This window comes from Streptomyces cyanogenus (assembly GCF_017526105.1).
Classification (GTDB): Bacteria; Actinomycetota; Actinomycetes; order Streptomycetales; family Streptomycetaceae; genus Streptomyces; species Streptomyces cyanogenus.
In genome coordinates, this window is the sequence record NZ_CP071839.1 from 1,896,778 (window position 1) to 1,921,031 (window position 24,254).

23 protein-coding genes, 2 tRNA genes and 2 pseudogenes are annotated in these 24,254 nt (G+C 71.9%); 7 read left to right on the forward strand and 20 right to left on the reverse strand.

Features of this window, described 5'->3' with window-relative positions; translation table 11 throughout:
* Positions 1 to 73 precede the first annotated feature (73 nt).
* From S1361_RS08385 to pgsA, 7 genes and pseudogenes are all read right to left on the reverse strand, one after another.
* Positions 74 to 826: a YebC/PmpR family DNA-binding transcriptional regulator gene (locus tag S1361_RS08385; protein WP_208031215.1), complete on the reverse strand. Its 753-nt coding sequence runs from the start codon at positions 824 to 826 to the stop codon at positions 74 to 76.
* 65 nt (positions 827 to 891) lie between these two features.
* Complete coding sequence (gene pdxT / locus S1361_RS08390) at positions 892 to 1,494, reverse strand: pyridoxal 5'-phosphate synthase glutaminase subunit PdxT (RefSeq protein ID WP_208031216.1); 603 nt, start codon at positions 1,492 to 1,494, stop codon at positions 892 to 894.
* A gap of 30 nt (positions 1,495 to 1,524) precedes the next feature.
* Positions 1,525 to 2,430 (reverse strand): pyridoxal 5'-phosphate synthase lyase subunit PdxS, encoded by a 906-nt coding sequence (gene pdxS / locus S1361_RS08395; protein WP_069781943.1) that lies wholly within the window; start codon positions 2,428 to 2,430, stop codon positions 1,525 to 1,527.
* Positions 2,431 to 2,555: 125 nt separating this feature from the next.
* Positions 2,556 to 3,098, reverse strand: a complete 543-nt coding sequence (locus S1361_RS08400; RefSeq protein WP_208031217.1) for a LemA family protein — start codon at positions 3,096 to 3,098, stop codon at positions 2,556 to 2,558.
* Between the two features lie 307 nt (positions 3,099 to 3,405).
* The gene (locus S1361_RS08405) at positions 3,406 to 4,569 is read right to left on the reverse strand and encodes a glycosyltransferase family 4 protein (protein WP_208031218.1); all 1,164 of its coding nucleotides are present in this window, start codon (positions 4,567 to 4,569) and stop codon (positions 3,406 to 3,408) included.
* On the reverse strand, positions 4,566 to 5,474 hold the full coding sequence (locus S1361_RS08410) for a phosphatidylinositol mannoside acyltransferase (RefSeq protein ID WP_208031219.1): 909 nt from the start codon (positions 5,472 to 5,474) through the stop codon (positions 4,566 to 4,568). The genes S1361_RS08405 and S1361_RS08410 overlap by 4 nt, the downstream gene beginning before the upstream one ends.
* Positions 5,471 to 6,191: pseudogene (pgsA, locus tag S1361_RS08415) on the reverse strand (phosphatidylinositol phosphate synthase). The gene S1361_RS08410 and the pseudogene pgsA overlap by 4 nt, the downstream one beginning before the upstream one ends.
* A 249-nt stretch (positions 6,192 to 6,440) precedes the next feature.
* Here pgsA and S1361_RS08420 point away from each other — a divergent pair.
* Together S1361_RS08420 and S1361_RS08425 are read left to right on the forward strand one after the other, a co-directional pair.
* Positions 6,441 to 8,642 (forward strand): elongation factor G-like protein EF-G2, encoded by a 2,202-nt coding sequence (locus tag S1361_RS08420; RefSeq protein ID WP_208031221.1) that lies wholly within the window; start codon positions 6,441 to 6,443, stop codon positions 8,640 to 8,642.
* A 200-nt stretch (positions 8,643 to 8,842) separates the two neighbouring features.
* The gene (locus S1361_RS08425) at positions 8,843 to 10,489 is read left to right on the forward strand and encodes a hypothetical protein (RefSeq protein WP_208031222.1); all 1,647 of its coding nucleotides are present in this window, start codon (positions 8,843 to 8,845) and stop codon (positions 10,487 to 10,489) included.
* A gap of 122 nt (positions 10,490 to 10,611) precedes the next feature.
* Here S1361_RS08425 and S1361_RS08430 read toward each other — a convergent pair whose 3' ends face one another.
* Positions 10,612 to 11,172, reverse strand: coding sequence for an HIT family protein (locus tag S1361_RS08430; RefSeq protein ID WP_208031223.1), 561 nt, complete (start codon positions 11,170 to 11,172; stop codon positions 10,612 to 10,614).
* A gap of 67 nt (positions 11,173 to 11,239) precedes the next feature.
* Between S1361_RS08430 and S1361_RS08435 the strand changes: the two genes are divergently transcribed.
* Positions 11,240 to 11,896, forward strand: coding sequence for a potassium channel family protein (locus S1361_RS08435; RefSeq protein ID WP_243769122.1), 657 nt, complete (start codon positions 11,240 to 11,242; stop codon positions 11,894 to 11,896).
* A gap of 28 nt (positions 11,897 to 11,924) precedes the next feature.
* On the opposite strand, the gene thrS is transcribed toward S1361_RS08435, so the two are convergent.
* The 3 genes from thrS to S1361_RS08450 form a co-directional block, all read right to left on the reverse strand.
* Positions 11,925 to 13,901, reverse strand: a complete 1,977-nt coding sequence (gene thrS / locus S1361_RS08440) for a threonine--tRNA ligase (RefSeq protein WP_208031225.1) — start codon at positions 13,899 to 13,901, stop codon at positions 11,925 to 11,927.
* A 93-nt stretch (positions 13,902 to 13,994) separates the two neighbouring features.
* Positions 13,995 to 15,245, reverse strand: coding sequence for a hypothetical protein (locus S1361_RS08445; protein ID WP_208031226.1), 1,251 nt, complete (start codon positions 15,243 to 15,245; stop codon positions 13,995 to 13,997).
* Complete coding sequence (locus S1361_RS08450) at positions 15,242 to 15,862, reverse strand: DUF4365 domain-containing protein (RefSeq protein ID WP_208031227.1); 621 nt, start codon at positions 15,860 to 15,862, stop codon at positions 15,242 to 15,244. The genes S1361_RS08445 and S1361_RS08450 overlap by 4 nt, the downstream gene beginning before the upstream one ends.
* A 167-nt stretch (positions 15,863 to 16,029) precedes the next feature.
* On the opposite strand from S1361_RS08450, the gene S1361_RS08455 reads away from it, so the two are divergent.
* The gene (locus tag S1361_RS08455; RefSeq protein ID WP_208031228.1) at positions 16,030 to 16,755 is read left to right on the forward strand and encodes a 3'-5' exonuclease; all 726 of its coding nucleotides are present in this window, start codon (positions 16,030 to 16,032) and stop codon (positions 16,753 to 16,755) included.
* Positions 16,756 to 16,807: 52 nt separating this feature from the next.
* Here S1361_RS08455 and S1361_RS08460 read toward each other — a convergent pair.
* From S1361_RS08460 to S1361_RS08480, 6 genes and pseudogenes are all read right to left on the reverse strand, one after another.
* Positions 16,808 to 16,879, reverse strand: a tRNA-Val gene (locus S1361_RS08460).
* A 39-nt stretch (positions 16,880 to 16,918) separates the two neighbouring features.
* A complete protein-coding gene (locus S1361_RS08465) occupies positions 16,919 to 17,365 on the reverse strand; it encodes an SRPBCC family protein (protein ID WP_208031229.1) in 447 nt (148 codons plus the stop codon).
* Between the two features lie 196 nt (positions 17,366 to 17,561).
* Positions 17,562 to 17,746: pseudogene (locus S1361_RS40280) on the reverse strand (hypothetical protein); the annotation flags it as partial.
* Positions 17,747 to 18,205: 459 nt separating this feature from the next.
* Positions 18,206 to 19,255, reverse strand: a complete 1,050-nt coding sequence (locus S1361_RS08470; RefSeq protein ID WP_208031230.1) for an alpha/beta fold hydrolase — start codon at positions 19,253 to 19,255, stop codon at positions 18,206 to 18,208.
* Between the two features lie 325 nt (positions 19,256 to 19,580).
* Positions 19,581 to 19,652 (reverse strand) — tRNA-Val (locus S1361_RS08475).
* A gap of 84 nt (positions 19,653 to 19,736) precedes the next feature.
* The gene (locus S1361_RS08480) at positions 19,737 to 20,201 is read right to left on the reverse strand and encodes a TIGR02611 family protein (RefSeq protein WP_208031231.1); all 465 of its coding nucleotides are present in this window, start codon (positions 20,199 to 20,201) and stop codon (positions 19,737 to 19,739) included.
* 191 nt (positions 20,202 to 20,392) lie between these two features.
* Between S1361_RS08480 and S1361_RS08485 the strand changes: the two genes are divergently transcribed.
* Positions 20,393 to 20,806 carry an SsgA family sporulation/cell division regulator gene (locus S1361_RS08485; protein WP_004002642.1) on the forward strand — a complete coding sequence of 138 codons (414 nt, stop codon included), beginning with the start codon at positions 20,393 to 20,395 and terminating at the stop codon, positions 20,804 to 20,806.
* 442 nt (positions 20,807 to 21,248) lie between these two features.
* The gene (locus S1361_RS08490; RefSeq protein WP_208031232.1) at positions 21,249 to 21,809 is read left to right on the forward strand and encodes a CGNR zinc finger domain-containing protein; all 561 of its coding nucleotides are present in this window, start codon (positions 21,249 to 21,251) and stop codon (positions 21,807 to 21,809) included.
* 111 nt (positions 21,810 to 21,920) lie between these two features.
* Here S1361_RS08490 and S1361_RS08495 read toward each other — a convergent pair whose 3' ends face one another.
* On the reverse strand, positions 21,921 to 22,073 hold the full coding sequence (locus S1361_RS08495; protein ID WP_208031233.1) for a hypothetical protein: 153 nt from the start codon (positions 22,071 to 22,073) through the stop codon (positions 21,921 to 21,923).
* Positions 22,074 to 22,228: 155 nt separating this feature from the next.
* Positions 22,229 to 22,678, reverse strand: coding sequence for a hypothetical protein (locus S1361_RS08500; RefSeq protein WP_208031234.1), 450 nt, complete (start codon positions 22,676 to 22,678; stop codon positions 22,229 to 22,231).
* A gap of 192 nt (positions 22,679 to 22,870) precedes the next feature.
* On the opposite strand from S1361_RS08500, the gene S1361_RS08505 reads away from it, so the two are divergent.
* The gene (locus S1361_RS08505) at positions 22,871 to 23,404 is read left to right on the forward strand and encodes a DsbA family protein (protein WP_208031235.1); all 534 of its coding nucleotides are present in this window, start codon (positions 22,871 to 22,873) and stop codon (positions 23,402 to 23,404) included.
* A gap of 21 nt (positions 23,405 to 23,425) precedes the next feature.
* Here S1361_RS08505 and S1361_RS08510 read toward each other — a convergent pair whose 3' ends face one another.
* Positions 23,426 to 24,250: a GNAT family N-acetyltransferase gene (locus tag S1361_RS08510; RefSeq protein WP_208031236.1), complete on the reverse strand. Its 825-nt coding sequence runs from the start codon at positions 24,248 to 24,250 to the stop codon at positions 23,426 to 23,428.
* Between the last annotated feature and the right edge of the window lie 4 nt (positions 24,251 to 24,254).

Genomic DNA, 24,254 nt, shown 5'->3' on the forward strand with positions numbered 1-24,254 from the left:
CACTGACAACGCCGTACAACGCGACGGGCCGACGGGGGTGTGTCCCGTCGGCCCGGTCAGGCAGCCGTGTGCGTTACGCGTCGACCTTCTCCATGATCTCGTCGCTCACGTCGAAGTTGGCGAAGACGTTCTGCACGTCGTCGCTGTCCTCCAGGGCGTCGATCAGCTTGAAGATCTTCTTCGCGCCCTCCTCGTCCAGTTCGACCTGCATGGTCGGGACGAAGTTGGCCTCGGCGGAGTCGTAGTCGATGCCGGCCTCCTGGAGGGCGGTGCGGACCGCGACCAGGTCGGTGGCCTCGCTGATGACCTCGAAGGTCTCGCCGAGGTCGTTGACCTCCTCGGCACCGGCGTCCAGGACGGCGCCGAGCACGTCGTCCTCGGTCAGCTCACCCTTGGGGACGATGACGACGCCCTTGCGGTTGAACAGGTACGACACCGAGCCCGGGTCGGCCATGGAGCCGCCGTTGCGGGTCATGGCGACGCGGACCTCGGAGGCGGCGCGGTTGCGGTTGTCGGTGAGGCACTCGATGAGCACCGCGACGCCGTTCGGGCCGTAGCCCTCGTACATGATCGTCTCGTAGTCGGCGCCGCCGGCCTCCAGGCCCGCGCCGCGCTTGACCGCGGAGTCGATGTTCTTGTTCGGGACCGACGACTTCTTCGCCTTCTGGATGGCGTCGTACAGCGTCGGGTTACCCTCGGGGTCCGCGCCGCCCATCCGCGCCGCGACCTCGATGTTCTTGATGAGCTTCGCGAAGAGCTTGCCGCGCTTGGCGTCGATCACGGCCTTCTTGTGCTTCGTCGTGGCCCATTTAGAGTGGCCGGACATCTGCCTGTCTCCTTCGCGTAACCCATCCAGATACGAACGCCAGAGATCCTACAAGGACTCTCGTCCTACTCCGGTGCCCGGTGCGCGCGCACCATGTCGACGAACAGGGCGTGCACGCGGTGGTCGCCGGTCAGTTCGGGGTGGAACGACGTGGCGAGCGCGTTGCCCTGGCGGACGGCGACGATGTGGCCGTCGTGCTCGGCGAGCACCTCGGTCCCGGCGCCCACGGACTCCACCCACGGGGCGCGGATGAAGACGCCCTCCACAGGATCGCCCGGGACGCCCTTGACGTCGAGCGCGGCCTCGAACGACTCGTTCTGCCGCCCGAAGGCGTTGCGGCGCACGATCATGTCGATGCCGCCGACGGTCTCCTGGCCCGAGCGCGGGTCGAGGATCTTGTCCGCGAGCATGATCATGCCCGCGCAGGTGCCGTAGACGGGCATGCCGTCCCGTACGCGCGCGCGCAGGGGCTCCATCAGGCCGAACAGGTGGGCGAGCTTGGAGATGGTGGTGGACTCGCCGCCGGGCAGGACGAGACCGTCCACCTCGGCGAGTTCCTCGGGGCGCCGCACCGGCCTGGCCACGGCGTCGGCCGCGGCCAGGGCGATGAGGTGCTCCCGTACGTCGCCCTGGAGGGCCAGGACGCCTATGACGGGTGCGTCTGTCATGGGTTTCGTGCAGTCCTTGGTGGTGGGTGGTTACCAGCCGCGGTTCGCGTAGCGCTCGGTCTCGGGGAGGGTGTCGCAGTTGATGCCGACCATGGCCTCGCCGAGGTTGCGGGACGCGTCCGCGATGATCTTCGGGTCGTCGTAGAAGGTGGTGGCCTTCACGATGGCGGCGGCGCGCTTGGCCGGGTCGCCGGACTTGAAGATGCCGGAGCCGACGAAGACGCCCTCGGCGCCGAGCTGACGCATCAGGGCGGCGTCGGCCGGGGTGGCCACACCGCCGGCGGAGAAGAGGACCACCGGGAGCTTGCCCAGCTCGGCGACCTCCTTGACCAGCTCGTACGGGGCGCGCAGCTCCTTGGCGGCGGCGTACAGCTCGTGGTTGTCGAAGCCGCGCAGCTTGGCGATCTCGTTCTTGATCTGGCGCAGGTGGCGGACGGCCTCGACCACGTTGCCGGTGCCGGCCTCGCCCTTGGAGCGGATCATCGCGGCGCCCTCGGCGATACGGCGCAGGGCCTCGCCCAGGTTGGTCGCGCCGCACACGAACGGCGTGGTGAAGGCCCACTTGTCGGAGTGGTTGACCTCGTCGGCCGGGGTGAGCACCTCGGACTCGTCGATGTAGTCGACACCGAGGGACTGCAGCACCTGGGCCTCGACGAAGTGGCCGATGCGGGACTTGGCCATGACCGGGATCGAGACGGCGTCGATGATGCCCTCGATCATGTCCGGGTCGGACATGCGGGCCACGCCGCCGTCCTTGCGGATGTCGGCCGGGACCCGCTCCAGGGCCATGACGGCGACGGCGCCCGCGTCCTCGGCGATCTTCGCCTGCTCCGGCGTGACGACGTCCATGATCACGCCGCCCTTGAGCTGCTCGGCCATACCGCGCTTCACGCGGGCGGTGCCGGTCTCGGGAGCCTGGTTCTCGATGGTGGACACGGGTGACCTCACTGAAGTGAAAGGTGGTTGATGCTTCACCGAGGAAACGCGAGTGGACCAGGCCACAGCAAGGGCCAATGGAAAGCCAGTGGATCCTTTTCGCCCGCGGGCCCGGCGGCGTGCGGTCAGGAGACCCGTTCCACCAGGGCGGCCGGCGGCTCGTCGTCCATCTCGAACGCCAGCGGGAACGGGGCGTGGCCGGCCAGCCGGAACCAGCGGACCTTGCGGTGCTCACGGAGCCTGCGGGCGGCGCCCACGGCGTCGTTGTGGAAGCGGCGGGCCATGGGCACCCGGCGGACGGCCTCGGCCAGCTCACGGGCCGCCTCCTCGCCGCCCGGTGCCTCGCGGACGGCCTCCACCTGCGCCGGGTCCTCGAAGACCGCCCGCAGCGCCTGGCTCAACTCGCTCTCGGCGACCTCCCGCTGCTCCTCCTCGGCCTGCCGGGCCGCGTGCGCGGCCTCGTACAGGACGATCGAGGCGGCCGGGTCCAGTACGCCCGAGGTGGCCAGCTCCTGCGCCACGGAGGCCCGCCGCAGCAGCTGGGCGTCGAGCGCGGCCCGCGCGGCGTCCATCCGCACGTGCAGCCGGTCCAGCCGCCCGGCCGTCCAGCTGAGGTAGACACCGATGGCGAGGAGCGCGACGAGGATCCAGATGAGGGTTGCGGTCACAGCCGAAGGCTATCGGCTGCCCCACCGGCCCCTGCCCGCCAGCCCGGCACCGACAGCCCCGTCCGCCGGCCCGGCACCGACCGGAACCCGCACCGGCCCCGGTCCTCCGCCGCGAAGGCCCGCACGCCGGTCCCCGACCGGACCGGACGCCCGCCCCACGCCGGTACCAAGCCCGCCTGGAGCCCGCGCATGAGACCCCGCAGCGGACCGCAACGCCCGCCACACCGGACCGGACGGGCCCGCGCATGAGCCCGCGCAGGACCGGGCAGACGCGCGCCGCCCCACGCCGTGCCGGCCGGCCCCCGTCTCAGTCCCGTGCCAGCCCCAGCCGGGCCCGCAGGCCCGTCGTTCGTTCGTCCGCGGCGACCGCCGCCGCGCCGGCCGTCACCGTCTCGTAGACGGACAGGATGTCCGCGCCGACCGTCGACCAGTCGAACCGCCGTACATGGGCACTGCCGCGCTCGCGCAGCTCGGCCCGGCGCGCCGGGTCCTCCAGCAGGCGTACGGCCGCCTCGGCCAGCGCGTCGGCGTCCTCGTTGGCGAACACCTCGCCGGCCTCGCCCTGGTCGAGGACCTGCACGAACGCGTCCAGGTCGGCGGCGAGCACGGGCGCGCCGGCCGACATCGCCTCGACCAGGATGATGCCGAAGCTCTCGCCGCCGGTGTTGGGCGCGACGTACAGGTCGACGCTGCGCAGCAGACGGGCCTTGTCCTCGTCGCTGATCATGCCGAGGAACTCCACGCGCGAGCGCAGCTCCTTCGGCAGGTCCTCGACGGCCGCCTCCTCGTCACCGCGCCCCGCGACCAGCAGCCGGGTCTGCGGACGGGCGGCGAGGATCCTCGGCAGGGCCCTCATCAGGACGGGCAGGCCCTTGCGGGGCTCGTCGATGCGCCCGATGAAGCCGATGGTGTCGCCCTGCCACTCCGGCCTGGGCTCGGCCTTGGCGAAGAAGTCCACCTCGACGCCGTTGGGGATCACCACCGCGTCCCCGCCGAGGTGCTCGACCAGCGTGCGGCGGGCGTACTCGCTGACCGCGATCCGCGCGCTGATCTTCTCCAGCGCGGCCTGCAGGATCGCGTACGCGGCGATCATCGCCCGCGAGCGCGGGTTGGAGGTGTGGAAGGTGGCCACGATCGGACCGGACGCCGCCCAGCAGGTCAGCAGGCCCAGCGACGGTGACGTCGGTTCGTGGATGTGGACCACGTCGAACTTGCCCTCGTGCAGCCAGCGCCGCACCCGCGCGGCCGACAGGAACCCGAAGTTCAGCCGGGCCACCGAGCCGTTGTACGGCACCGGGACCGCGCGGCCGGCGGAGACGACGTACGGGGGCAGCGGGGTGTCGTCGTCGGCCGGGGCGAGGACGGACACCTCGTGGCCGAGGCGGAGGAAGTACTCGGCGAGGTCGCGGATGTGGAACTGGACGCCACCGGGCACGTCCCAGGAGTACGGGCAGACGATCCCGATTCTCACGCGGGTCCCTTCGCGGGGTCGAGGTCGGCGAGCCACAGCCGTTGGAGCATGTGCCAGTCCTCGGGATGCTCGGCGATCCCGGAGGCGAAGGCGTCGGCCAGGGCCTGTGTCATGACAGACGTCTTCTCGGCCCGCGTACCTGACTCGGGCACCTCGACCGGCGGGTGCACCCGGCCCTTCATGACGGGCGAGTCGTCGTACCAGAGGGTGACGGGCAGCAGCAGCGCGCCGGTCTGCTGGGCGAGCAGGGCCGGTCCGGCGGGCATGCGGGCCGTCTCGCCGAAGAAGCCGACCTCGACGCCGGAGGCGGACAGGTCGCGGTCGGCGACCAGGCAGACCAGGCCGCCGTCGCGCAGCCTGCGGGCGAGCGTGCCGAAGGCGGAGCCGCCACTGTGCGGCAGGACCTCCATGCCGAGGCCCTCGCGGTAGGCGACGAAGCGGTCGTAGAGCGTCTCGGGCTTCAGCCGCTCGGCGACCGTCGTGAACGGCGTCCCGAGCTTGGTGGTGACCCAGGCGCCGGCCAGGTCCCAGTTGGCCAGGTGGGGCAGGGCGAGGACGACGCCCCGGCCGGAGGCGAGCCCGTCGGTCAGGTAGTGGATGTCCTTGGGTTCGAAGCCGGTCCGCACGCGCTCGGCGCTCCAGGCCGGCAGCCGGAAGGACTCCATCCAGTAGCGCAGGTACGAGCGCATGCCCGCGCGGGACAGTTCGGCGAGCCGCTCGGGGCCGGCGCCGGGCACCACGCGCGCGTAGTTCGCCTCCAGGCGCTGCACGCCCTTGCCGCGCTGCTTCCAGGCGAGGTCGGCGATGGTCCGGCCGAGGCGTACCGCGGCAGGCTCGGGGAGCTTCTTGACGGTGCTCCAGCCGAGCCCGTACAGCGCGTCGGTGAGCCGGTCGGCGGCGCTCACGGCGCCACCTCGCCGGCGCCGGCCCGGGCCGCCGCCTCCGCCTCGGCGGACTCGCGGCGGACGGTGACGACCCGCTGGACCAGGGTGACCAGGCTGCCCACGGCGACGATCCACAGCGCGATCGGCAGCAGCCACTGGATGCCCGGCACACCGAACCGGTGCAGGCCCGCGAGACCGGCCGCGACCAGCGAGATCACCAGCCGCTCGGCGCGCTCGACGAGCCCGTTGACGGCGACCGGCAGCCCGATCGACTCGCCGCGCGCCTTGGTGTACGACACCACCTGACCGCTGGCCAGGCAGAAGATCGAGACGGCGCACAGCACGTTGTCGTCGCCCCGGCCCGCGTACCAGAGCGCGAAGCCGCCGAAGATGGCGCCGTCGGCGACCCGGTCCAGGGTGGAGTCGAGGAAGGCGCCCCAGCGGCTGGAACGGCCCAGCTGACGGGCCATGTTGCCGTCGACCAGGTCGGAGAAGACGAACAGGGTGATCACGACCGTGCCCCAGAAGAACTCGCCCCGGGGGTAGAAGACCAGCGCGCCCGCGACCACGCCGGCCGTGCCGACGAGCGTGACCGTGTCGGGGCTCACGCCCCGGCGGATGAGAAACGCGGCGAACGGCGTGAGGACACGCGTGAAGAATGCACGCGCGTACTTGTTCAGCATGGCCTTCCCGACGGTCGGTGTCGCCGCGGCCCGTGGTGGCCGCCGGCTGGCCCATCGTAGCCACGCACGCGTGCACGCGACGGGCGGGCACCCGCAGCCGCGCCGGGAACCGGTGCGCACCCCCGCGCGCGGGGCACACCTGACGCGAACGGTGCCGCGTGCGCACCCTTCGTAGTCCTTCGTATGGACGCCACGTGACGGGAGTGGAAAGCTCGAATAACCGCGGGCGTCGCCGGAGCCGCCAGGACGCGGGTCCCGCGTGTCCGCGCCCACAGTGACCTCACCGTGCACGGGAGGCAGGATCATGGGCGACAAGGCACAGTCACACCACCCCGGGGCCGCCGGCAGGGCTCTGGCGGCCGACCGACCCGCGTCCATACGGAACGTGGTGCTGGTCGGCCACTCCGGATCGGGAAAGACGACCCTCGTGGAGGCCCTCGCGCTGACCGCGGGGGCGGTGAACCGGGCGGGCCGCGTCGAGGACGGCGGCACCGTCTCCGACTACGACGACATCGAGCACCGGCAGCAGCGCTCCGTACAGCTCTCCCTGGTGCCGCTCGAATGGGACGGCATCAAGGTCAACCTCCTGGACACCCCCGGCTACGCCGACTTCGTCGGGGAGCTGCGGGCCGGGCTGCGGGCCGCGGACGCGGCCCTGTTCGTCGTCTCGGCCTCGGACGGGGTCGACGGCTCGACCCGGATGGTGTGGGAGGAGTGCGCGGCCGTCGGCATGCCCCGCGCGATCGTGATCACGCACCTGGAGGCCGCGCGCAGCGACTTCGAGGAGATGACCCGGACCTGTGCGGAAGCCTTCGGCGGCGACGACCCCGACGCCGTCCTGCCCCTGTACCTGCCACTGCGCGGGCCCGAGGGCCCCGACGGCCACGCGCCCGTGACCGGGCTGGTCGGACTGCTCTCCCAGAAGCTGTACGACTACTCGACCGGGGAGCGCAAGGAGTCCGAGCCCGGCGAGGACCAGCTGCCGGGCATCGAGGAGGCCCGCAACCGGCTCATCGAGGGAATCATCGCCGAGAGCGAGGACGAGACCCTCATGGACCGCTACCTGGGCGGCGAGCAGGTCGACATCAAGACACTGGTCGAGGACCTGGAGCGGGCCGTGGCCCGCGGGTCCTTCTTCCCCGTGCTGGCCGCGGCCCCCGCAGCCGAGGGCGCCAAACAGGGCCTGGGCACCGTCGAGCTGCTGGAGCTGATCACCGGCGGCTTCCCGACCCCGTTCGAGCACCCCCTCCCCGGGGTCACCACCATCGACGGCGAACCGCGCGAGCTGAAGCCGTGCGACACGGACGGGCCGCTGGTCGCCGAGGTCGTCAAGACCGCCTCCGACCCCTACGTCGGCCGGATCTCGCTGGTCCGCGTCTTCTCCGGCACTCTCCGCCCCGACCAGACGGTGCACGTCTCCGGGCACGGCCTCGCCGACCGCGGACACGAGGACCACGACGTCGACGAGAAGATCGGCGCCCTGTCCATGCCCTTCGGCAAACAGCAGCGCCCCGTCACCCACGCCGTCGCCGGCGACCTGGTCTGCGTGGCCAAGCTGAGCCGCGCCGAGACCGGCGACACCCTCTCCGCGAAGGACGACCCGCTCCTGATGGAGCCCTGGCAGATGCCGGACCCGCTGCTGCCGCTCGCCATCCGGGCGCACAGCAAGGCCGACGAGGACAAGCTCTCCCAGGGCCTGTCCCGGCTGGTCGCCGAGGACCCGACCATGCGCCTGGAGCAGAACCAGGACACCCACCAGGTCGTCCTGTGGTGCCTGGGCGAGGCGCACGCGGACGTGGCCCTGGAGCGGCTGCGCAACCGTTACGGCGTGCAGGTCGACGTCGTCCCGCACCGGGTCTCGCTCCGGGAGACGTTCGCGACGAAGGCCGCCGGGCGCGGCCGGCACGTCAAGCAGTCCGGCGGCCACGGCCAGTACGCCATCTGCGAGATCGAGGTGGAGCCGCTGCCGGGCGGCTCGGGCATCGAGTTCGTGGACAAGGTGGTCGGCGGCGCGGTGCCCCGCCAGTTCATCCCGTCCGTCGAGAAGGGCGTGCGGGCCCAGGCCGCCAAGGGCGTCGCCGCCGGCTATCCCCTGGTGGACGTGCGGGTCACGCTGCTGGACGGCAAGGCGCACTCGGTGGACTCCTCCGACGCCGCCTTCCAGACGGCGGGCGCGCTGGCGCTGCGCGAGGCCGCGGCGGACGCGAGGATCCACCTGCTGGAGCCGGTCGCCGAGGTGACCGTTCTGGTCGGTGACGAGTACGTGGGCGCCGTGATGAGCGACCTGTCCGGGCGCCGCGGCCGGCTGCTCGGCACCGAACAGGTGGGCACCGGACGGACGTTGATCCGAGCCGAGGTCCCCGAGTTCGAGATCGGCCGGTACGCCGTCGACCTGCGCTCGCTCTCGCACGGTACGGCCCGCTTCGACCGGCGCTACGCCCGGCACGAGGCGATGCCGCCGCAGATCGCCGAACGCATCCGCGAACAGGGCGGGGACGAGGGGTAGTGCGCCGGCGCACGGGCGGGCGGCTTCGGCCGTCCGCCCTCGCGTTGTCGGTGCCGGCGGATACGCTGATCACCTGATCGCGTCGTGCCGCGACCGTCCGGTCACCGGCCGGTACGGCACGGCGAGGCGGTCCAACAGGTGTGCGGGGCAGGGAAGTCGGGAAGGCCGCAGGCACGGCACCGGCGGCGATGGGGGCGGGAATGTCGTTTGGAACGGAGTGGGACGGACCCCAGGTACCCGTCTCGGGCGACGAGGGGCAGGCGGCGACCTCCGCGCTGGCCTCCGCCGCGTACCGGGACAGTCCGCTGGAGGACATCAAGAAGGCCGACAACGAGTGGCACCAGTCGACCGTCAAGCCCGGCCGGATGAAGCTGTTCCGGCCCAATCTCGGCGAGGCGTTCTCCCGGGCCCTGGTCGACCGGATGCTCGCCCCCGGCCGCAAGCCGCTCATCCAGTCCTTCGGCTCCGAACCGCAGTTCGTCGTCGAGCACGCCCTGGCCGCCAACAACATCCGCCGGGAGCGGGACAACCGGCTGACCGCCATCACCGTCGTGTGCGGCCTGCTCTTCCTGCCCGGGCTGCTCGGCTGGCTGCTCGTCTTCCAGCTGCGCACCCTCGTCGTCCGGCGCGACGACAAGCGGGCGGGCACACTGGCCACCGCGCTCCTCCTGGGCGTCGGCCTGCTCGCCGCGCTGTTCCTGATCAAGATGCCGTTCACCGGCTTCTGGGCGTGGTACGCGCGCGCGTCCGTCGTCGTCCCGGTGCTCGGCTGGTTCTGGGCCAAACAGGTCTGCGAGAGCACCGCCCGGGACCTGCGGGCCCGCTGGGGCGGCCTGCTCTCGGGCACCAGCGTCGGCGCCAAGGTGCCGGAGGCCGTGCCGCGCGGCCCCGGCCAGACCGCCGCCGAGGAGCTGCGCCAGTCCCTGGCCCGGCTGACCGCCGAGCAGCAGTCCAACTCCGTCTTCTACGCCGGCCCCAAGGGCATACTCGGCATGGGCACCCGCTGGGGCGCGTGGCAGCTCGCCGAGGATCTCGTGCCCGCCGACCCCGGCCGGGAGATCCATCCCTTCCGCAGCTGGGACGTCGTGCGCGCGATCCACGACCAGCTGTCCCTGCTGGAGCGCGGCCCGCTCAACACCGGCGGCTTCCCCAAGCCGTCGATACGGCACTGGATCGTCACCCCGATCGGCGAGAAGGCCACGGAGGTCTCCCGGCCGGAGGGCACCGACGTCGAGGCCTTCCAGGTCAAGCCGCACGCCATACAGGAGATCTGCAACAAGCAGCAGTTCGGCAGCGGCGACCGGCACTACCTGGGCGTGCAGTGGACCCTCTGGGACGGTCAGCTGGTCATCACCATGCTGATCACCGTGACCGTGCTGCACGAGACGCTGCGCATCGAGGTGACCGGGCACGCGCTGGGACCGGTGAACTCGCTGTTCACCAGCAAGCCGGAGGCACCGACCAAGGAGGTCGCGAAGTCTCTGAAGCCCTGGGAGAACCGCACGATCAAGCTGCCGCTGGTCAACGCCGACGAGGTGGTACGACTCGCCGCGCGCGCCCCGCTGACCTGGTACCCGCCGCTGCTGAACTGGCTGGGCGGCTCGCTCGGCCTGCCCGAGCCGTTCGGCCTGCGGCACGCCTGGGCCGACCAGCCCTGGCGGCACCGTTTCATGGCCGACGACGCGCTGCGGGCCGCCACGCCGGTGCTGCGGGTGGTGCACTCGGCGGCGATACGGGTCCTGGAGGAGAACGGCGTGGACACGGAGAAGTTCGGTGCCCGCTCGGCGTTCCTGAGCGGCAACGTCCAGGACCCGACACCCAGGAAGGCCGACCTGTACGACGCGTAGGCCGCCGGTGGCCCGGCCGGGACGGGTGTGTGCGGTGCGCGTGGGCGCGGCCACGGGGGTTTCGCCCCCGGGCACCCGTATCGGCCGTGGACGGCCTCGCCCTCACCCGCCGGGCGGCCTGTTCATGCCGCCGGCCAGGCCTCCGCCAGCATCTTCCGGGTGTCCGCCAAGAGCTGTGGCAACACCCTGGTGTGGCCCACGACCGGCATGAAGTTCGTGTCGCCGCCCCAGCGCGGGACGATGTGCTGGTGCAGATGCGCGGCGATGCCGGCACCCGCGACCCCGCCCTGGTTCATCCCGATGTTGAACCCCTGCGCGCCGGACGCGGTGCGCAGGGCCGTCATGGCCTGCTTGGTCAGCTCCGCCAGCTCGGCGGTCTCCGGCCCGGTCAGATCCGTGTAGTCGGCCACATGCCGGTACGGCACGGTCATCAGGTGGCCGCCGTTGTAGGGGTACAGGTTGAGCACGGCGTACACATGCTCACCCCGCCGGACGATCAGCCCGTCCTCGTCGGACTTGGCCGGGATCACGCAGAAGGGGCAGCCGTCGTCGGCCCCGGGGCCGGTCGGCTTGTTCTCGCCCTGGATGTAGGCCATCCGGTGGGGCGTCCACAGGCGCTGGAACGCGTCCTGCGTCCCCACTCCGATCTGCTGCTCCGGCTCACTCGTCATGCTAGGCAGCATATGGCTTCACCCGTTCCCGGCGTGTCGCCGGGGCGGCCGGTGGACATTCTCCGGCCAAGCTTGGCCGGTGGACGACGACAGCCGTGCGGTGCGCTGGGAACAGCGCACCGAGTTCCCCCTCTTCCTGGCGGCGCTGATCTACCTGGCCGCGTACGCCACACGCGTACTGGACACGGACCTGCCCCCCTTCTGGCAACACGTGTGCCTGTCCGTGATGATCGGCCTCTGGCTGGTGTTCGCCGCGGACTACGCGGTGCGCTGGCGGCTCAGCGGGCAGGGCCTGCGTTTCGTCCCGACGCACGTGCTGCACACGGTGGTGGTCCTTCTGCCGCTGCTGCGCCCGCTGCGGATCGTTCCGCTGTACGAGGCCGTCCAGCGCCGGTCCGGGCAGCCGCGGCTCTCGCTGTACGCCCGGGTGATCTCCTATGCGGGCCTGTCCACCCTGCTGCTCGGCTTCACCGGCGCCCTCGCGGTCTACGAGCAGGAGCGGGGGGCGCCCGGTGCGACGATGCGCACCTTCGGGGACGCCGTGTGGTGGGCCGCGTCGACGCTCACCACGGTCGGCTACGGCGACATCACGCCGGTCACCGCGGCGGGCCGGGTGATCGCGACCGGGATGATGGCCGGCGGCCTCGCCCTGCTGGGCGCGGTGACGGGTTCGTTCTCGTCCTGGCTGATGCAGACCTTCACCCGGGAGGGCGACGAAAGGCCCCCGGGGAGATGACTCCCCGGGGGCCTCGCGCTCAGGCGGCTCAGACCTGGGTCCGCTCCTCCACGACCTTCGCGATCTTCGCGATGGCCTCGTCGAACGGGATGCCGTTCTCCTGGGAGCCGTCGCGGTAGCGGAAGGACACCGAGCCGTTCGACATGTCCTCGTCGCCCGCGATGACCATGAAGGGGACCTTCTGCTTCTGAGCGTTGCGGATCTTCTTCTGCATGCGGTCCGAGGAGGAGTCCACCTCGACGCGCAGGCCCTGCTTCTTGGCCGCAGCGGCGAACTTCTCCAGGTACTCCACGTGCGCGTCGCCGATCGGGATGCCGATCGCCTGGACCGGGGCCAGCCACGCCGGGAAGGCGCCCGCGTAGTGCTCCAGGAGGACGGCGAAGAACCGCTCGATGGAGCCGAACAGCGCGCGGTGGATCATGACCGGGCGCTGCTTGGAGCCGTCCGGGCCGGTGTACTCCAGGTTGAACCGCTCGGGCAGGTTGAAGTCGAGCTGGATGGTCGACATCTGCCAGGTCCGGCCGATCGCGTCCTTGGCCTGGACGGAGATCTTCGGGCCGTAGAAGGCGGCGCCGCCCGGGTCGGGCACGAGGGGCAGGCCCTGCTTCTCGGCGACCTGGCGCAGGGTCTCGGTCGCCTCCTCCCAGACCTCGTCGGAGCCGACGAACTTCTCCGGGTCCTTGGTCGACAGCTCCAGGTAGAAGTCGGTCAGGCCGTAGTCCCGCAGCAGGTTCAGCACGAAGGTGAGCGTCTTGTCCAGCTCGTCGGACATCTGCTCACGGGTGCAGTAGATGTGCGCGTCGTCCTGGGTGAAGCCGCGGGCGCGGGTCAGGCCGTGCACGACGCCCGACTTCTCGTACCGGTACACGGTCCCGAACTCGAAGAGCCGCAGCGGCAGTTCGCGGTAGGAGCGGCCGCGCGCATCGAAGATCAGGTTGTGCATCGGGCAGTTCATGGGCTTGAGGTAGTAGTCCACGCCCTCGTCGAGCTGCATGGGCGGGTACATGCCCTCGGCGTACCAGTCCAGGTGCCCGGACGTCTCGAAGAGCTTCCCCTTCGTCGCGTGCGGGGTGTAGACGAACTCGTAGCCCTCTTCCTCGTGCCGGCGGCGCGAGTAGTCCTCCATCACCCGGCGGACGATGCCGCCCTTGGGGTGGAAGACGGCCAGGCCGGAACCGATCTGCTCGGGAATGGAGAACAGGTCCAGCTCGGAGCCCAGCTTGCGGTGGTCGCGCTTCTCGGCCTCGGCGAGGAAGTCCAGGTACGCCTTCAGCTCGTCCTTGGACGGCCAGGCGGTGCCGTAGATGCGCTGGAGCATCGGGTTCTTCTCGCTGCCGCGCCAGTAGGCGGCCGCGTTGCGCATCAGCTTGAACGCCGGGATGAGGCGGGTGGAGGGCAGGTGCGGACCGCGGCAGAGGTCCTTCCAGCACAGCTCGCCGGTCTTGGCGTCCAGGTTGTCGTAGATCGTCAGCTCGCCGGCGCCGACCTCGACGTCCGCGCCGTCGTCGCTGGAGGCGGAGCCCTTGAGGCCGATCAGCTCCAGCTTGTACGGCTCGCCCGCCAGCTCCTCGCGGGCGGCCTCGTCGGTGACGGCGCGGCGGGCGAACCTCTGCCCGCGCTTCTGGATCTCCTGCATCTTCTTCTCGATGGCCTTGAGATCCTCGGGCGTGAACGGCTTCTCGACGTCGAAGTCGTAGTAGAAGCCGTCCTTGACGGGCGGGCCGATGCCCAGCTTGGCCTCGGGGAACAGCTCCTGCACGGCCTGTGCCATGACGTGCGCGGTGGAGTGGCGCAGGATGTTCAGACCGTCCTCGGACGAGATCTCGACGCCCGCGACCTCGTCGCCCTCGGCCAGCTCGTACGCCAGGTCCTTCAACTCGCCGCCCACGCGCGCGGCGATGATCGAGCGCTCGCCCGCGAAGAGGTCGGCGGCCGTAGTGCCCGTCGTCACCACGCGTTCTTCCCGCTCGGAATCGCGTTGGATGATCACACGGACGTCTGACACCGGTCTCTCCTGACTGAAGGTGGGGTGCGGCGCCATACCAGGAGCGCGCGCACAGGCGATCGTACCGACCCGACGGCACCGACCGCGAAACGGTCACGCTCGGTCCTCGTCCCCGTACGCTTCCGGTTCCCCGTCCCCGCAGGCCTCCTCGAAGAAGTCGAGGTTCTCCTGGAGGAACTTCATCAGCCGCTCCCGCTCCCCCTCGTCGACCTGCACGGGTACGACGCCGGAGGCGCCGGTGAGCCTGCGGAAGCCGCCGCGGCTCTCCAGCCGGCCGTGCACACGGACGGGGAGTCCGACGAGGTGGGCGTGGCCGGCGATGCGGTAGTCCTCCTCGTCCAGGGTGACGCGCAGGTGCGGGACGTCGGCGCCGGCGAGGACGCGCAGGCGGACGGTGCCCTCGCCGCCGGGCCCGGAGCGGCGCATGCGGACGACGGCGCCGGTGACACGGACCGGGACGGAAGGTTCCGCGTGCAGGTAGCGGGCGGCGGCCTCGCGCAGCGCGGGCAGGTCGCCCGGGGAGAACTCGACGGGTTCGGCGGAGGGGGCGCAGCCTTCGGGGACGCCGGCGCCGGGTGCCCAGGCGACGGCGACACGGGCGCCCTCGGTGCCGCGTACGAGCGCGCCGAGTGCCTCGGTCAGCTCGCGGCTGACGCCGGCCTCGACGGCTCCGTCGAAGGCGTCCATGCCGCCGGTGGTCCGCCGGTAGTCGATGGCCTCGCGGGCGGCGTGCAGGGCGTGGTGGAGGCGGACGGCGAGGGGGCGGCCGGTGGGTACGGGGACGAAGGCGGTGAGGGTGCGGCCCTCGGTGGCGGGTCCGACGAGGACGTCCGCGAGGAGGGCGGTGGCGGGCCGGCGGTGGCGGGCGCCGTGGTAGCCGGCCCGCGCGCGGGTGGCGAGCGCGGCGGCGAGCAGCGTCTGCCGGGCGGCGGCGCGCAGCTGGTCGTCGGCGTTCCAGGGGGCGGCGCCGGCCGGTCCGCCCGGGGTGTCGCGCCACCAGCGGATCTCGTCGCTGGGGACGGCGAGGGAGATCAGCACCTCGCGCGCGGAGGGGGTGGGGTTGCGGGTGAGGGCGTCGAGGGCCTCCCCGAGCAGGTCGTCGCTGTCGGGGAAGGCGCGGCTCTCGGGGACGAGCAGGCTGGTCGCGGCGCCGCCGGGCCCCGGCGGGGTCCAGCGGCCGTAGCGCCCGGCGGCTCCGCCGCGCCGCTGCCAGCCGTGCCGGCGCAGCAGGGCGCCGAGCACGGCGGGGTCCACGTCGGCGGGCCGGGGCGGCCGGTTCCAGGGCAGCTCGTCGGGGTGCGGCCTCAGCTGCCGTACCGGCTCCTCGTAGGGACGGTTCCTCATGGTCTGCCTCCCGTCCCGACCCGCGTCATGATCTCGCAGAGGGCCTGGTCGTCGAAGATGCGCGAGGTCGGTATCCGCACGGTGGTCCGGTGCCGGCCGGTGACGGGGTGGCCGGCGAGGTTGGTCCAGTAGCAGCAGTGCCTCAGGTCGAGCCGGTCGTGGCCGGCGCGCAGCCAGTCGTCCTGGGAGCGCGGTACGAGCATGACGACCAGGATCTTGTGCACCGAGACGGGGGTGCGGGCGAGCTTGCGCAGGTGGTCGTTGTCGAGGGTGAAGGAGAAGGAGCGCCGTGACTTCTGGGGCGGGGGCGCGGCACCGTCCGTCGGGGGTGGTGGGAGACGGGTGGGCGGGTTGGGCGCGATCTGGTAGGTGGCCTTCAGCTGCACCTTGATGGTGACCTCGTCGTCGACGGTGTGTCCGGGCGCGCTGTGGCTGATGTGCCAGTCGATGCCGTTGTCCGGAAAGGGCTGGGACAGCGAGCAGCCGGCCGCGGCGGCGACCGCGTGGAGATAGCCGATCTGCAGTGTCTCCATGCAGGCGGTGGTGGCGAGCGTGCCGCGATGGGTGCCCGGACGTCCGGGCAGCAGCCCGCCCCGCTCGGGCTGCGCTATGGCCATGACCAACAGCCTTCCCCGACAGGTGTTTCCAGCTGCGGGCCGCTGAACTGCAAAGACCCGTATTCCTGTTGTCTCCTCCCGGCGTACGGCGCAAACGGCCCGGGTATCACCAAACGGGCAGAAGACGGAACGTCATCTGCCGTGGGTGAACGAGGAGTTGGGTTGGGATGACGACCTGGTACGAGGGGCCGCTGGCCGCCTTCGACACGGAGACGACGGGCGTGGACGTCGAGACCGACCGGATCGTGTCGGCCGCCGTCGTCGTCCAGGACGCGCCGGGGACCCGGCCCCGGGTCACCCGTTGGCTGGTGAACCCGGGTGTGCCGGTGCCGGAGGCGGCGACGGCGGTGCACGGGCTGACGGAGGAGCACCTGCAGCACAACGGGCGCTGGCCGGCCCCGGTGATGTACGAGATAGCCGAGCAGCTGGCCGAGCACGCGGCGCTGGGCCGGCCGCTGGTGGTGATGAACGCGCCGTTCGATCTGACGCTGCTGGACCGGGAGTTGCGCCGGCACCGGGCGTCGGCGCTGGACCGCTGGTTCGAGTCGGCGCCGCTCAGGGTGCTGGACCCGCGGGTGCTGGACAAGCATCTGGACCGGTACCGCAAGGGCCGGCGCACGCTGACCGATCTGTGCGAGCACTACGGGGTGACGCTGGCGGACGCGCATGACGCGGCGGCGGACGCGCTGGCGGCGCTGGATGTCGTACGGGCGGTGGGCCGCCGTTTCGCGGCCCGGCTGGAGCGGCTGTCCCCCGCCGAGCTGCACGCGCTGCAGGCGAACTGGCACGCGGCGCAGGCCCGGGGCCTGCAGGCGTGGTTCGCGCGCAGCGGGTCGGAGGAGATCGTGAGCACGGAGTGGCCCCTCAGGCCGGAGCTGCCGGCGGCCGCGTGAGGCCGGTGGCATGAAGAAGGCCGGTCCGCTGCGGCGGACCGGCCTTTCCCGGTGGGCGATACTGGGTTCGAACCAGTGACCTCTTCGGTGTGAACGAAGCGCTCTCCCACTGAGCTAATCGCCCGGGAACGCACTGAACAATACAGGTCCCTGCGGGGTTCCTTCAAACCGCTTCCAGCCGGCGCAGCAGTCCGCGCCGGCCCGCCCGCATCATCAGGCGGTGGTTGAGGCGGAAGAGCGGCCGCCCGGGTACGGCGAGCCGCCTGAGCAGGGGCTTGCACACGCGCACGTCCTGGTCGTACCGGGCGAGTGTGCCGGGGCCGCCGGCGGCGACCGTCCAGCGGGCCCAGCCGTCGAGGTCGCCGGACAGGGTGACCTCGAGAACGCCGGCGGCCGGGTCCCGGCGGGTCTCCCGCACGGTGGAGGTGAGGCTGTACGGCAGCGCGGACCGGATCGTGATCACGCCGGTGCCGTCGTCCCGGCGGGTCACCGCCCGTACCTGCGGCCACCAGCGGGGGTAGTCCTCGGCCCGCTCCAGCGCCGCGTAGACGTCGGCGGGCGGGGCGGGCAGGGGCCACAGGCTGCGGAAGCGGTAGTGGTTCCAGTCCATGGGACGAGTGTGGCGCGAACGGGTGCATAAATCTGAGTACGCGTACTCAGGCGCCGGGCCGTGGCCGGCGCCACGCTGGGAGCGCGAGCGCCGCCGCCCGTGCGACGGCGCTCCCCCAGCCCCGGTCAGGCCGGCATCCTGTCGCCGAGCAGGGCCAGGTTCTATCGCCTCGCTGCCGGCGACCAGCGTGGCTCGGTTCGGCGCACAGTTCGTTGAGGCCGCGGACCGCGGAGAGGTGGGAGACGGACACGGCCGGCTTGTCGGCGACGGCGAACGTGCCGGTGTCGAGGTCGTACGGCCCGTTGCCCTGGACGAAGCCGTTGGCACTCAGTCAGCCGGGCCGCTCCAGTCCGTGCCGAAGCCGATGGACAGGGTGGTCCTGGGCGACGGCCTTCGGGTCGGTGACGTGGCCGGCCCTGACGCGGCCCCAGGCCGTCGGTCCAGCACTCCGTCAGGTCGGCCTTGTCGGAAGTGGAGGTCGTACAGGTCCATGACGGCGAAGTAGCGCCGAGCTGTTTGCCGTCGACCTCGCCGACCTTCGTGCCGCCCTCACGGACGTGAATTCCTCGCTTGTCGTATTTCCGAAGGAAAGTGACGGCGTTTTGGAAAACGTCCGGGGATTTCCGCCGACGGCCTGCGTCTGCAACTTCTCCCCAGAAGGACTGCTACGTCTGGAAGTCCATCATGACGTTGGTCTTCGGATACTTCTCCTGGAAGAGCGCGATGGACTGGTTGATCTCCGAGTAACGGATCGTCACCGGCCCGTTCCGCGATTTTCTTGCCCGCCGCCCCGGCCGTTGCCCCTGGCGGTAGGGCGTGACCGACAGGCCGGACGGCGGGTCAACCCGGCAGCGACGCCAGCCAGTCGAGCAGGATCCGATTCGTCTCCTCCGGGCGTTCCTGCTGGACGAAGTGCCCGCAACCGTCCAGGACGTGCGAGCCGCGCAGGCCCGGCAGGGTGTCCGGAAAGGCCTTGACGGCGTCGGCCAGCCAGGCGAGGGAGGCGTCGCGCGCACCCCCGACGAACAGCGACGGCTGCGTGATCGGGGCACCCGCGTACCCGGCCAGATCCGCCCAGTCCCGGTCCATGTTCCGGTACCGGTTCAGGGCTCCCGTCATCCCGGTCCGCTCGAACTCCCCGGCGTAGGCGTCGAGGTCGCGCTCCCCCAGCCAGGACGGCAGGACACCGGCGGGGAAACGTTCACGCAGCGTGCCGCCGACGCCGACGAAGTGCGGGTCGGGGGCGCCCGGCGCGGGCATGGTGTCTGCGGACAGGGCCGCGTAGAAGCCGGCGAGCCAGCCGCGCACGTCCGGTTCGATCTCGGACTCCGCCCGGCCCGGCTGCTGGAAGTACGAGACGTAGAACTCCCCACCGGAGCCCTCCCCGGCCATCGCCGCGAAGACCTCGCTGGGCCGCGGGCCCCCGGGCGGGGTGTACGGCACGCTCAGCAGCGCCACCGCCCGGAACACGTCCGGCCTGCTCAGGGCGGAGACGGCGGCGATGCTCGCGCCCCAGTCGTGCCCGACGACCACCGCGGAACGCTCGCCCAGCGCCTCCACCACGGCGACGTTGTCCGCGACCAGGTCGAGCATCCGGTACCCCGCCACGGACGCCGGTTTCGACGACCTGCCGTAGCCCCGCACGTCGATCGCCACCACGCGGTGACCGGCGGCCGCCAGCACCGGCATCTGGTACCGCCAGGCGTACCAGGACTCCGGGAACCCGTGCAGAAGCAGCACGAGGGGGCCGTGGCCCTGCTGAACGACGTGGGTTCGGCCGGCTGGGGTGGGGAGGAGGTGGTGGGTGGGGTCAAGGTCGTCGGAGGTGGCGGGGGTGGCGCGGTCGGCGGTGAGGCCGTGGGCGGGGTTCGGGGTGGCGGGGGGTGGCATGGGTTTTCTCCCGGGGGCTCCTGGGGTGGGCGGGCAGGGGCTGGGCGCACAGGCCGGGGAACGATGGTCGGCGAGGGGGTCCGGCGGCACCAGGGTTCTTGCCGGTTCGGCAAAAGGGAGGGGTCCGGGTGAGAGGGGCGCGCGGCTTGATGGCGGCTTTGCCTCGTCCGTCACCGGAGGGGTGCGGAAGGCCTGGTGGCCGGCCTCGTCTCATCCGCCCCGGAAGGCGCGTGGCCTGGTGGCCGGCCTTGTTTCGTCCGTCACCGGAAGGGCGCGCAGACGACGACGGCCCACCTGCTCGTCGCAGGTGGGCCGTCGGTCCGGGTGGGCGATACTGGGTTCGAACCAGTGACCTCTTCGGTGTGAACGAAGCGCTCTCCCACTGAGCTAATCGCCCGGGCGCAGGAAGAACATTACCCCATGTCAGGGGGTGCCTCCGACCGAGGCCGGGCGGCAGCCGCCAGCGGCCCCGCCTGCCGCGTCACTGATCCTTGATCTTCCAGGGCATGACGAAGCCGAACTTCCACAGGTAGATCCCGGCGAGCACTCCCATGATCACCAGCCCGACGACGGTCAGGGTGATGTTGCGGCGGCGCACCTTGGGGTCGAGGGCCCGCTGGGCCGCCTCGGTGACCTTGCGTTTGGTCCAGCGGAGCACCAGCTGGGCCCAGACGAACTCGGTCGCCCAGATCGCCATGCCGCCGAAGATCACCACCCAGCCCGGTCCGGGCAGGGGCAGCATGACGATGCCCGCGCCGACCACCGCGAGGCCGACCACGAAGACCCCGACCTGCCAGCTGAGGTGCAGGATCCGGCGGGACTTGATGAATTCCGGCGCCCGTGAGCCCAGCCCGCGCTCGGTCTCCTGGCCGGCCCCGGGCCGGTCCGTCCTCGCCTTGTCAGCTGCCACGGCGACCTCGCCCGGTTCGTCACTCCCCGTATTCATACAGACAAACCCTACCGGAGCGAATCCAGTCACCGGAATGGCGGCAGGTCTGGTACGAGTTCTCGGCCGGAAGAGGTACCTAAAGACACGCAAAACCCTCAGAGGGGTTTACAACGGCACCGTAGGTGGCATGTCGATTTCGCCGACGTGCGAATCCCCGAGCGCACACTGAGCGAAAGGCCCTGGCGCTTATGAACACCACGGTCAGCTGCGAGCTGCACCTGCGCCTCGTTGTGTCGAGCGAGTCCTCCCTGCCTGTGCCCGCAGGCCTGCGGTACGACACGGCCGACCCCTACGCCGTGCACGCCACCTTCCACACCGGAGCCGAGGAGACCGTCGAGTGGGTGTTCGCCCGCGACCTCCTCGCCGAGGGGCTTCACCGGCCCACCGGCACCGGCGACGTCCGCGTCTGGCCATCCCGCAGTCATGGTCAGGGCGTCGTGTGCATCGCCCTCAGCTCCCCGGAGGGGGAGGCGCTGCTCGAGGCCCCGGCGCGGGCCCTGGAGTCCTTCCTGAAGCGAACCGACGCCGCCGTGCCGCCCGGCACGGAACACCGGCACTTCGACCTGGATCAGGAGCTCTCGCACATCCTGGCGGAGAGCTAGGTCGCGGCCCCACGAAGCAGCCCGGCGCCGTCCACTCGGGGAGACGGCTCGGGCCAAGACAACCGCCTGCGGCACAGGCCGACGCCGTCACCGTGAGTGCTCACGGTGACGGCGTCGGGCTGTTCGCGCCCGGCTGCGGTGAGTGACCGGGCGAGCGACGGCCGTGAACCCGGGGCGGGCGCGGCCCGCCGGGCGGTCGGGGGCGTGCACGCCCACCCGGGGTCGTTGCCTGGGTGGCTGGTGGGGCGTGGGGCCGTCCGCCCTGGCGCGTCGGCGGGCCGGCATGGTGGGCTGTGGTCGCAGGGACGGGAACCGTCGGCGGGTCGGTGGCGTTCTCCCGGCAAGCGAGGTCGGTAGCGGCGGGTGCGGTGGTCGCGGTTGTCGCTACCATCGGCCAGCATCGGCGGGCGCCCGCCCGACCCCTCAGGCCAGGGAGCGAACTGTGCTGATCACCCACGACACCCGGTGCGCCCTCGACACCGTGGTGGATCTGGTGAACACCGCGCCGGAGGACGACGCGGCGGCGGACGGACTGCCCGATGTCCCGGCTCTCACGGATTTCGTGCGAAGCCACAAGATGAGCGACGTGGGCGTGCTGTCGGAGTTCGACCTCTCGGCCGTGCGCAGGGTCCGGGGCCGGTTCGCGGCGATCTTCGCGGCCCCGGACGCCCGGTCCGCCGCCACGATGATCAACGAACTGGTCGCCGCGGCGGGGACCACCCCCCGCCTGACGGACCACGACGGCTACGACTGGCATGTGCACTACTTCGCACCGGGCGCCTCCGTGGCCGACCACCTCGCCGCCGACTGCGGGATGGCGCTCGCCTTCTTCGTGGTGGCCGGTGAGCAGGAACGGCTGCGGCGCTGCGAGGCCCCGGACTGCCGGCGGGCCTTCGTGGATCTGTCCCGCAACCGCTCGCGCCGCTACTGCGACAGCCGCACCTGCGGGAACCGGCTGCACGTCGCCGCGTACCGGGCCCGGCGCAAGGAGGCGGCGGGCTGAGGCGTACGGCGCTCGCCCCGTGCGGCAGTCCACGCTTCTCGTCTGGTGCGACGGCGCTCGACCGGTGCGACGTCGGTCCCGGCGGGTGGCGCCGGGACCGACGTGTACGGCTCACAGCCACAGCAGGTCGTGCAGCGCAGCCATGAGGAGCAGACACCCGATCACCGCTAGGAAGATCATCAGCGGTGGCTGGGAAAGGGCGAAGAGGCACCCGCGCGGCTCGTCCTTCGGCGGCGCGGCCTCGCTCTGTGACGTGTCCAGCATCTCGCCGCAGATCATGACGCACCCGACGCCCCGCCCGCGATCAAGGCACAGGGATCTTGCGGTAGTTCGCCGAATACCGTGAGGTCTCGTTCGGATGGTGAACGATTCCGGACGTCCACGGACCCACTGTGTCGTTTCAGCCAGTCATGTGACTGTCATATGCCGTGCTTCTTGAGGATGGCCTCGATGTCGCTGAAGTCCTCGGCCGGCTCGGATCCGGCCCGGGACGAGGTCGTCCGCGGGGCGGCGCGGTCCGTCGCGGGGCGGACCTTCCCGCCCAGGGACGGCGCCGGGGCAGCGGGCGCCACCGCGTCCCGCCCGGCCGCCTCGGCCCTGCCACCGGCGCCTGCGCGCCGGCGTTCCACGGCGCGCGTGCCGGCGAACAGGAGCCAGGCCGCGGCCAGCACCCCGAAACCCGCCCAGGCGGTGGGGCTCAGGGCGGTGTCGGCGAGCCATCCGACGACTCCGGTCATGACCAGTCCGACCGGCACCAGCGAGTAGGCCGCGAGGCGGGCCGCCGCCAGGAAACGCCTGCGATAGGCCGTCACCACCGCGATACCCAGGCCCGCCGCGGACACGGCGGAGCACACTGTCTCGGCAATCATCCGGTCCTCCTGGCGGCGGGCTCGTCTCGTCGCTTCCATCGTGCACCGCCGCAACCCCGCGATGCCATGCTCCAGCCCGACATCAGGGACATCTCCGGGTCGCCTCGGGGCCTTCTCCACCCGGCCCCGAGGCCTGCGACCCCCGAGATCCCGATTGGGTCCGCCCGCGTCCGGCCTGGAAGACTGGTGGGCATGAGCGACACCTCCTCCGCACGCACCGATGCCCTCGTCCTCGACGTCTGGTGCGAACTGCAGTGCCCCGACTGCCGCACCGCCCTGGACGACGTCCGCGCCCTGCGCGCCCGCTACGGCGACCGGCTCGACCTGCGGCTGCGGCACTTCCCGCTGGAGAAGCACAAGCACGCCTTCGCCGCCGCGCAGGCCGCCGAGGAGGCGCTGGAGCAGGGCAAGGGCTGGCCGTACGTGGAGGCCGTGCTGGAGCGGGTCGAGGAGCTGGACCGGGACGGCGAGTCCTTCCTGGTCAGCGTGGCCCGCGAACTGGGCCTCGACGCCGAGGAGTTCGACACCGCGCTGATCGACGGCCGGCACATCCTGATCGTGGACGCCGACCAGGCCGAGGGCAAGGCGATCGGGGTGACCGGCACCCCGACGTACGTCATCGGCGGCGAACGCCTCGACGGCGGCAAGAGCCAGGAGGGGCTGCGCGCACGCATCGAGGAGATCGCGGACCGGCTGCTGGCCGGCCGGGACGGCCAGGAGGCCTGAGGGCGCACCCGGCCGGTCTGCTCACAGCAGCGGCTTGGTCAGCGAGTGGGTCACCGTCTCGTAGCCGAGTGAGGCGTACAGCCGCTCGGCCGGGGTGTTGCCCGCGAACACGTTGAGGCCGAGGACCGGGAGGCCGGCCTCGACGGCCTGCCGCTCCGCCAGCAGCATGAGCGTGCGGCCGTGCCCCCGGCCGCGGTGCGCCGCGTCGGTCTCCACGTCGAAGACGAACGCCCTGGCCTCCTCCAGGGCCAGCCACAGGGTGCCCACCCGGCCGCCCGCGTGCTCCAGCACGCTGAAGAGCATGCCCTCGGTCGCGAGCCCGTGCGGCAGCAGCCGGGCGTGGTCGTTGCGGGCCTTGGCACGGGCCACGGGCTCGGGCAGGCCCCGCTCGACCCACGAGCGCGCGTACCGTTCGCTCTCCGTCTCGTGCCAGGCGTCGAACTCGGCTCCGGTCATCGGCCGCGCGCGGCTGCCCGGCGGCAGCGCGGGCGGAGTGCCGCCGAGGCGTTTCTCCATGCCGCGGTTGCGCAGGGTGTAGCCGAGGGCGCCGAACAGGCGCAGCGCGGCGTCCGCGGCGGCGGGCACCACGGTCTCCATCCGGACGCAGCCCCAGCCGCGGGCCACCTCCTCGGCGGCGAGCGCGGCCACGGTGCCCCGGCCGCGCCGCCGGTCCGGCTCGGCGATCGTGAGGTCGATGACGCGGGCCACCGAGTCGCCGAGGGACGGGGAGGTGCCGAGGTGCATCTCGCCGACGGGACGGCTGTTCACGCATACCGCGTAGCGGCGGGAGCGGGTTCCGTCGGGGTGCTGCTGGAGCGGCTCGGCCGGCCGCAGGGTCGTGGTCATCACA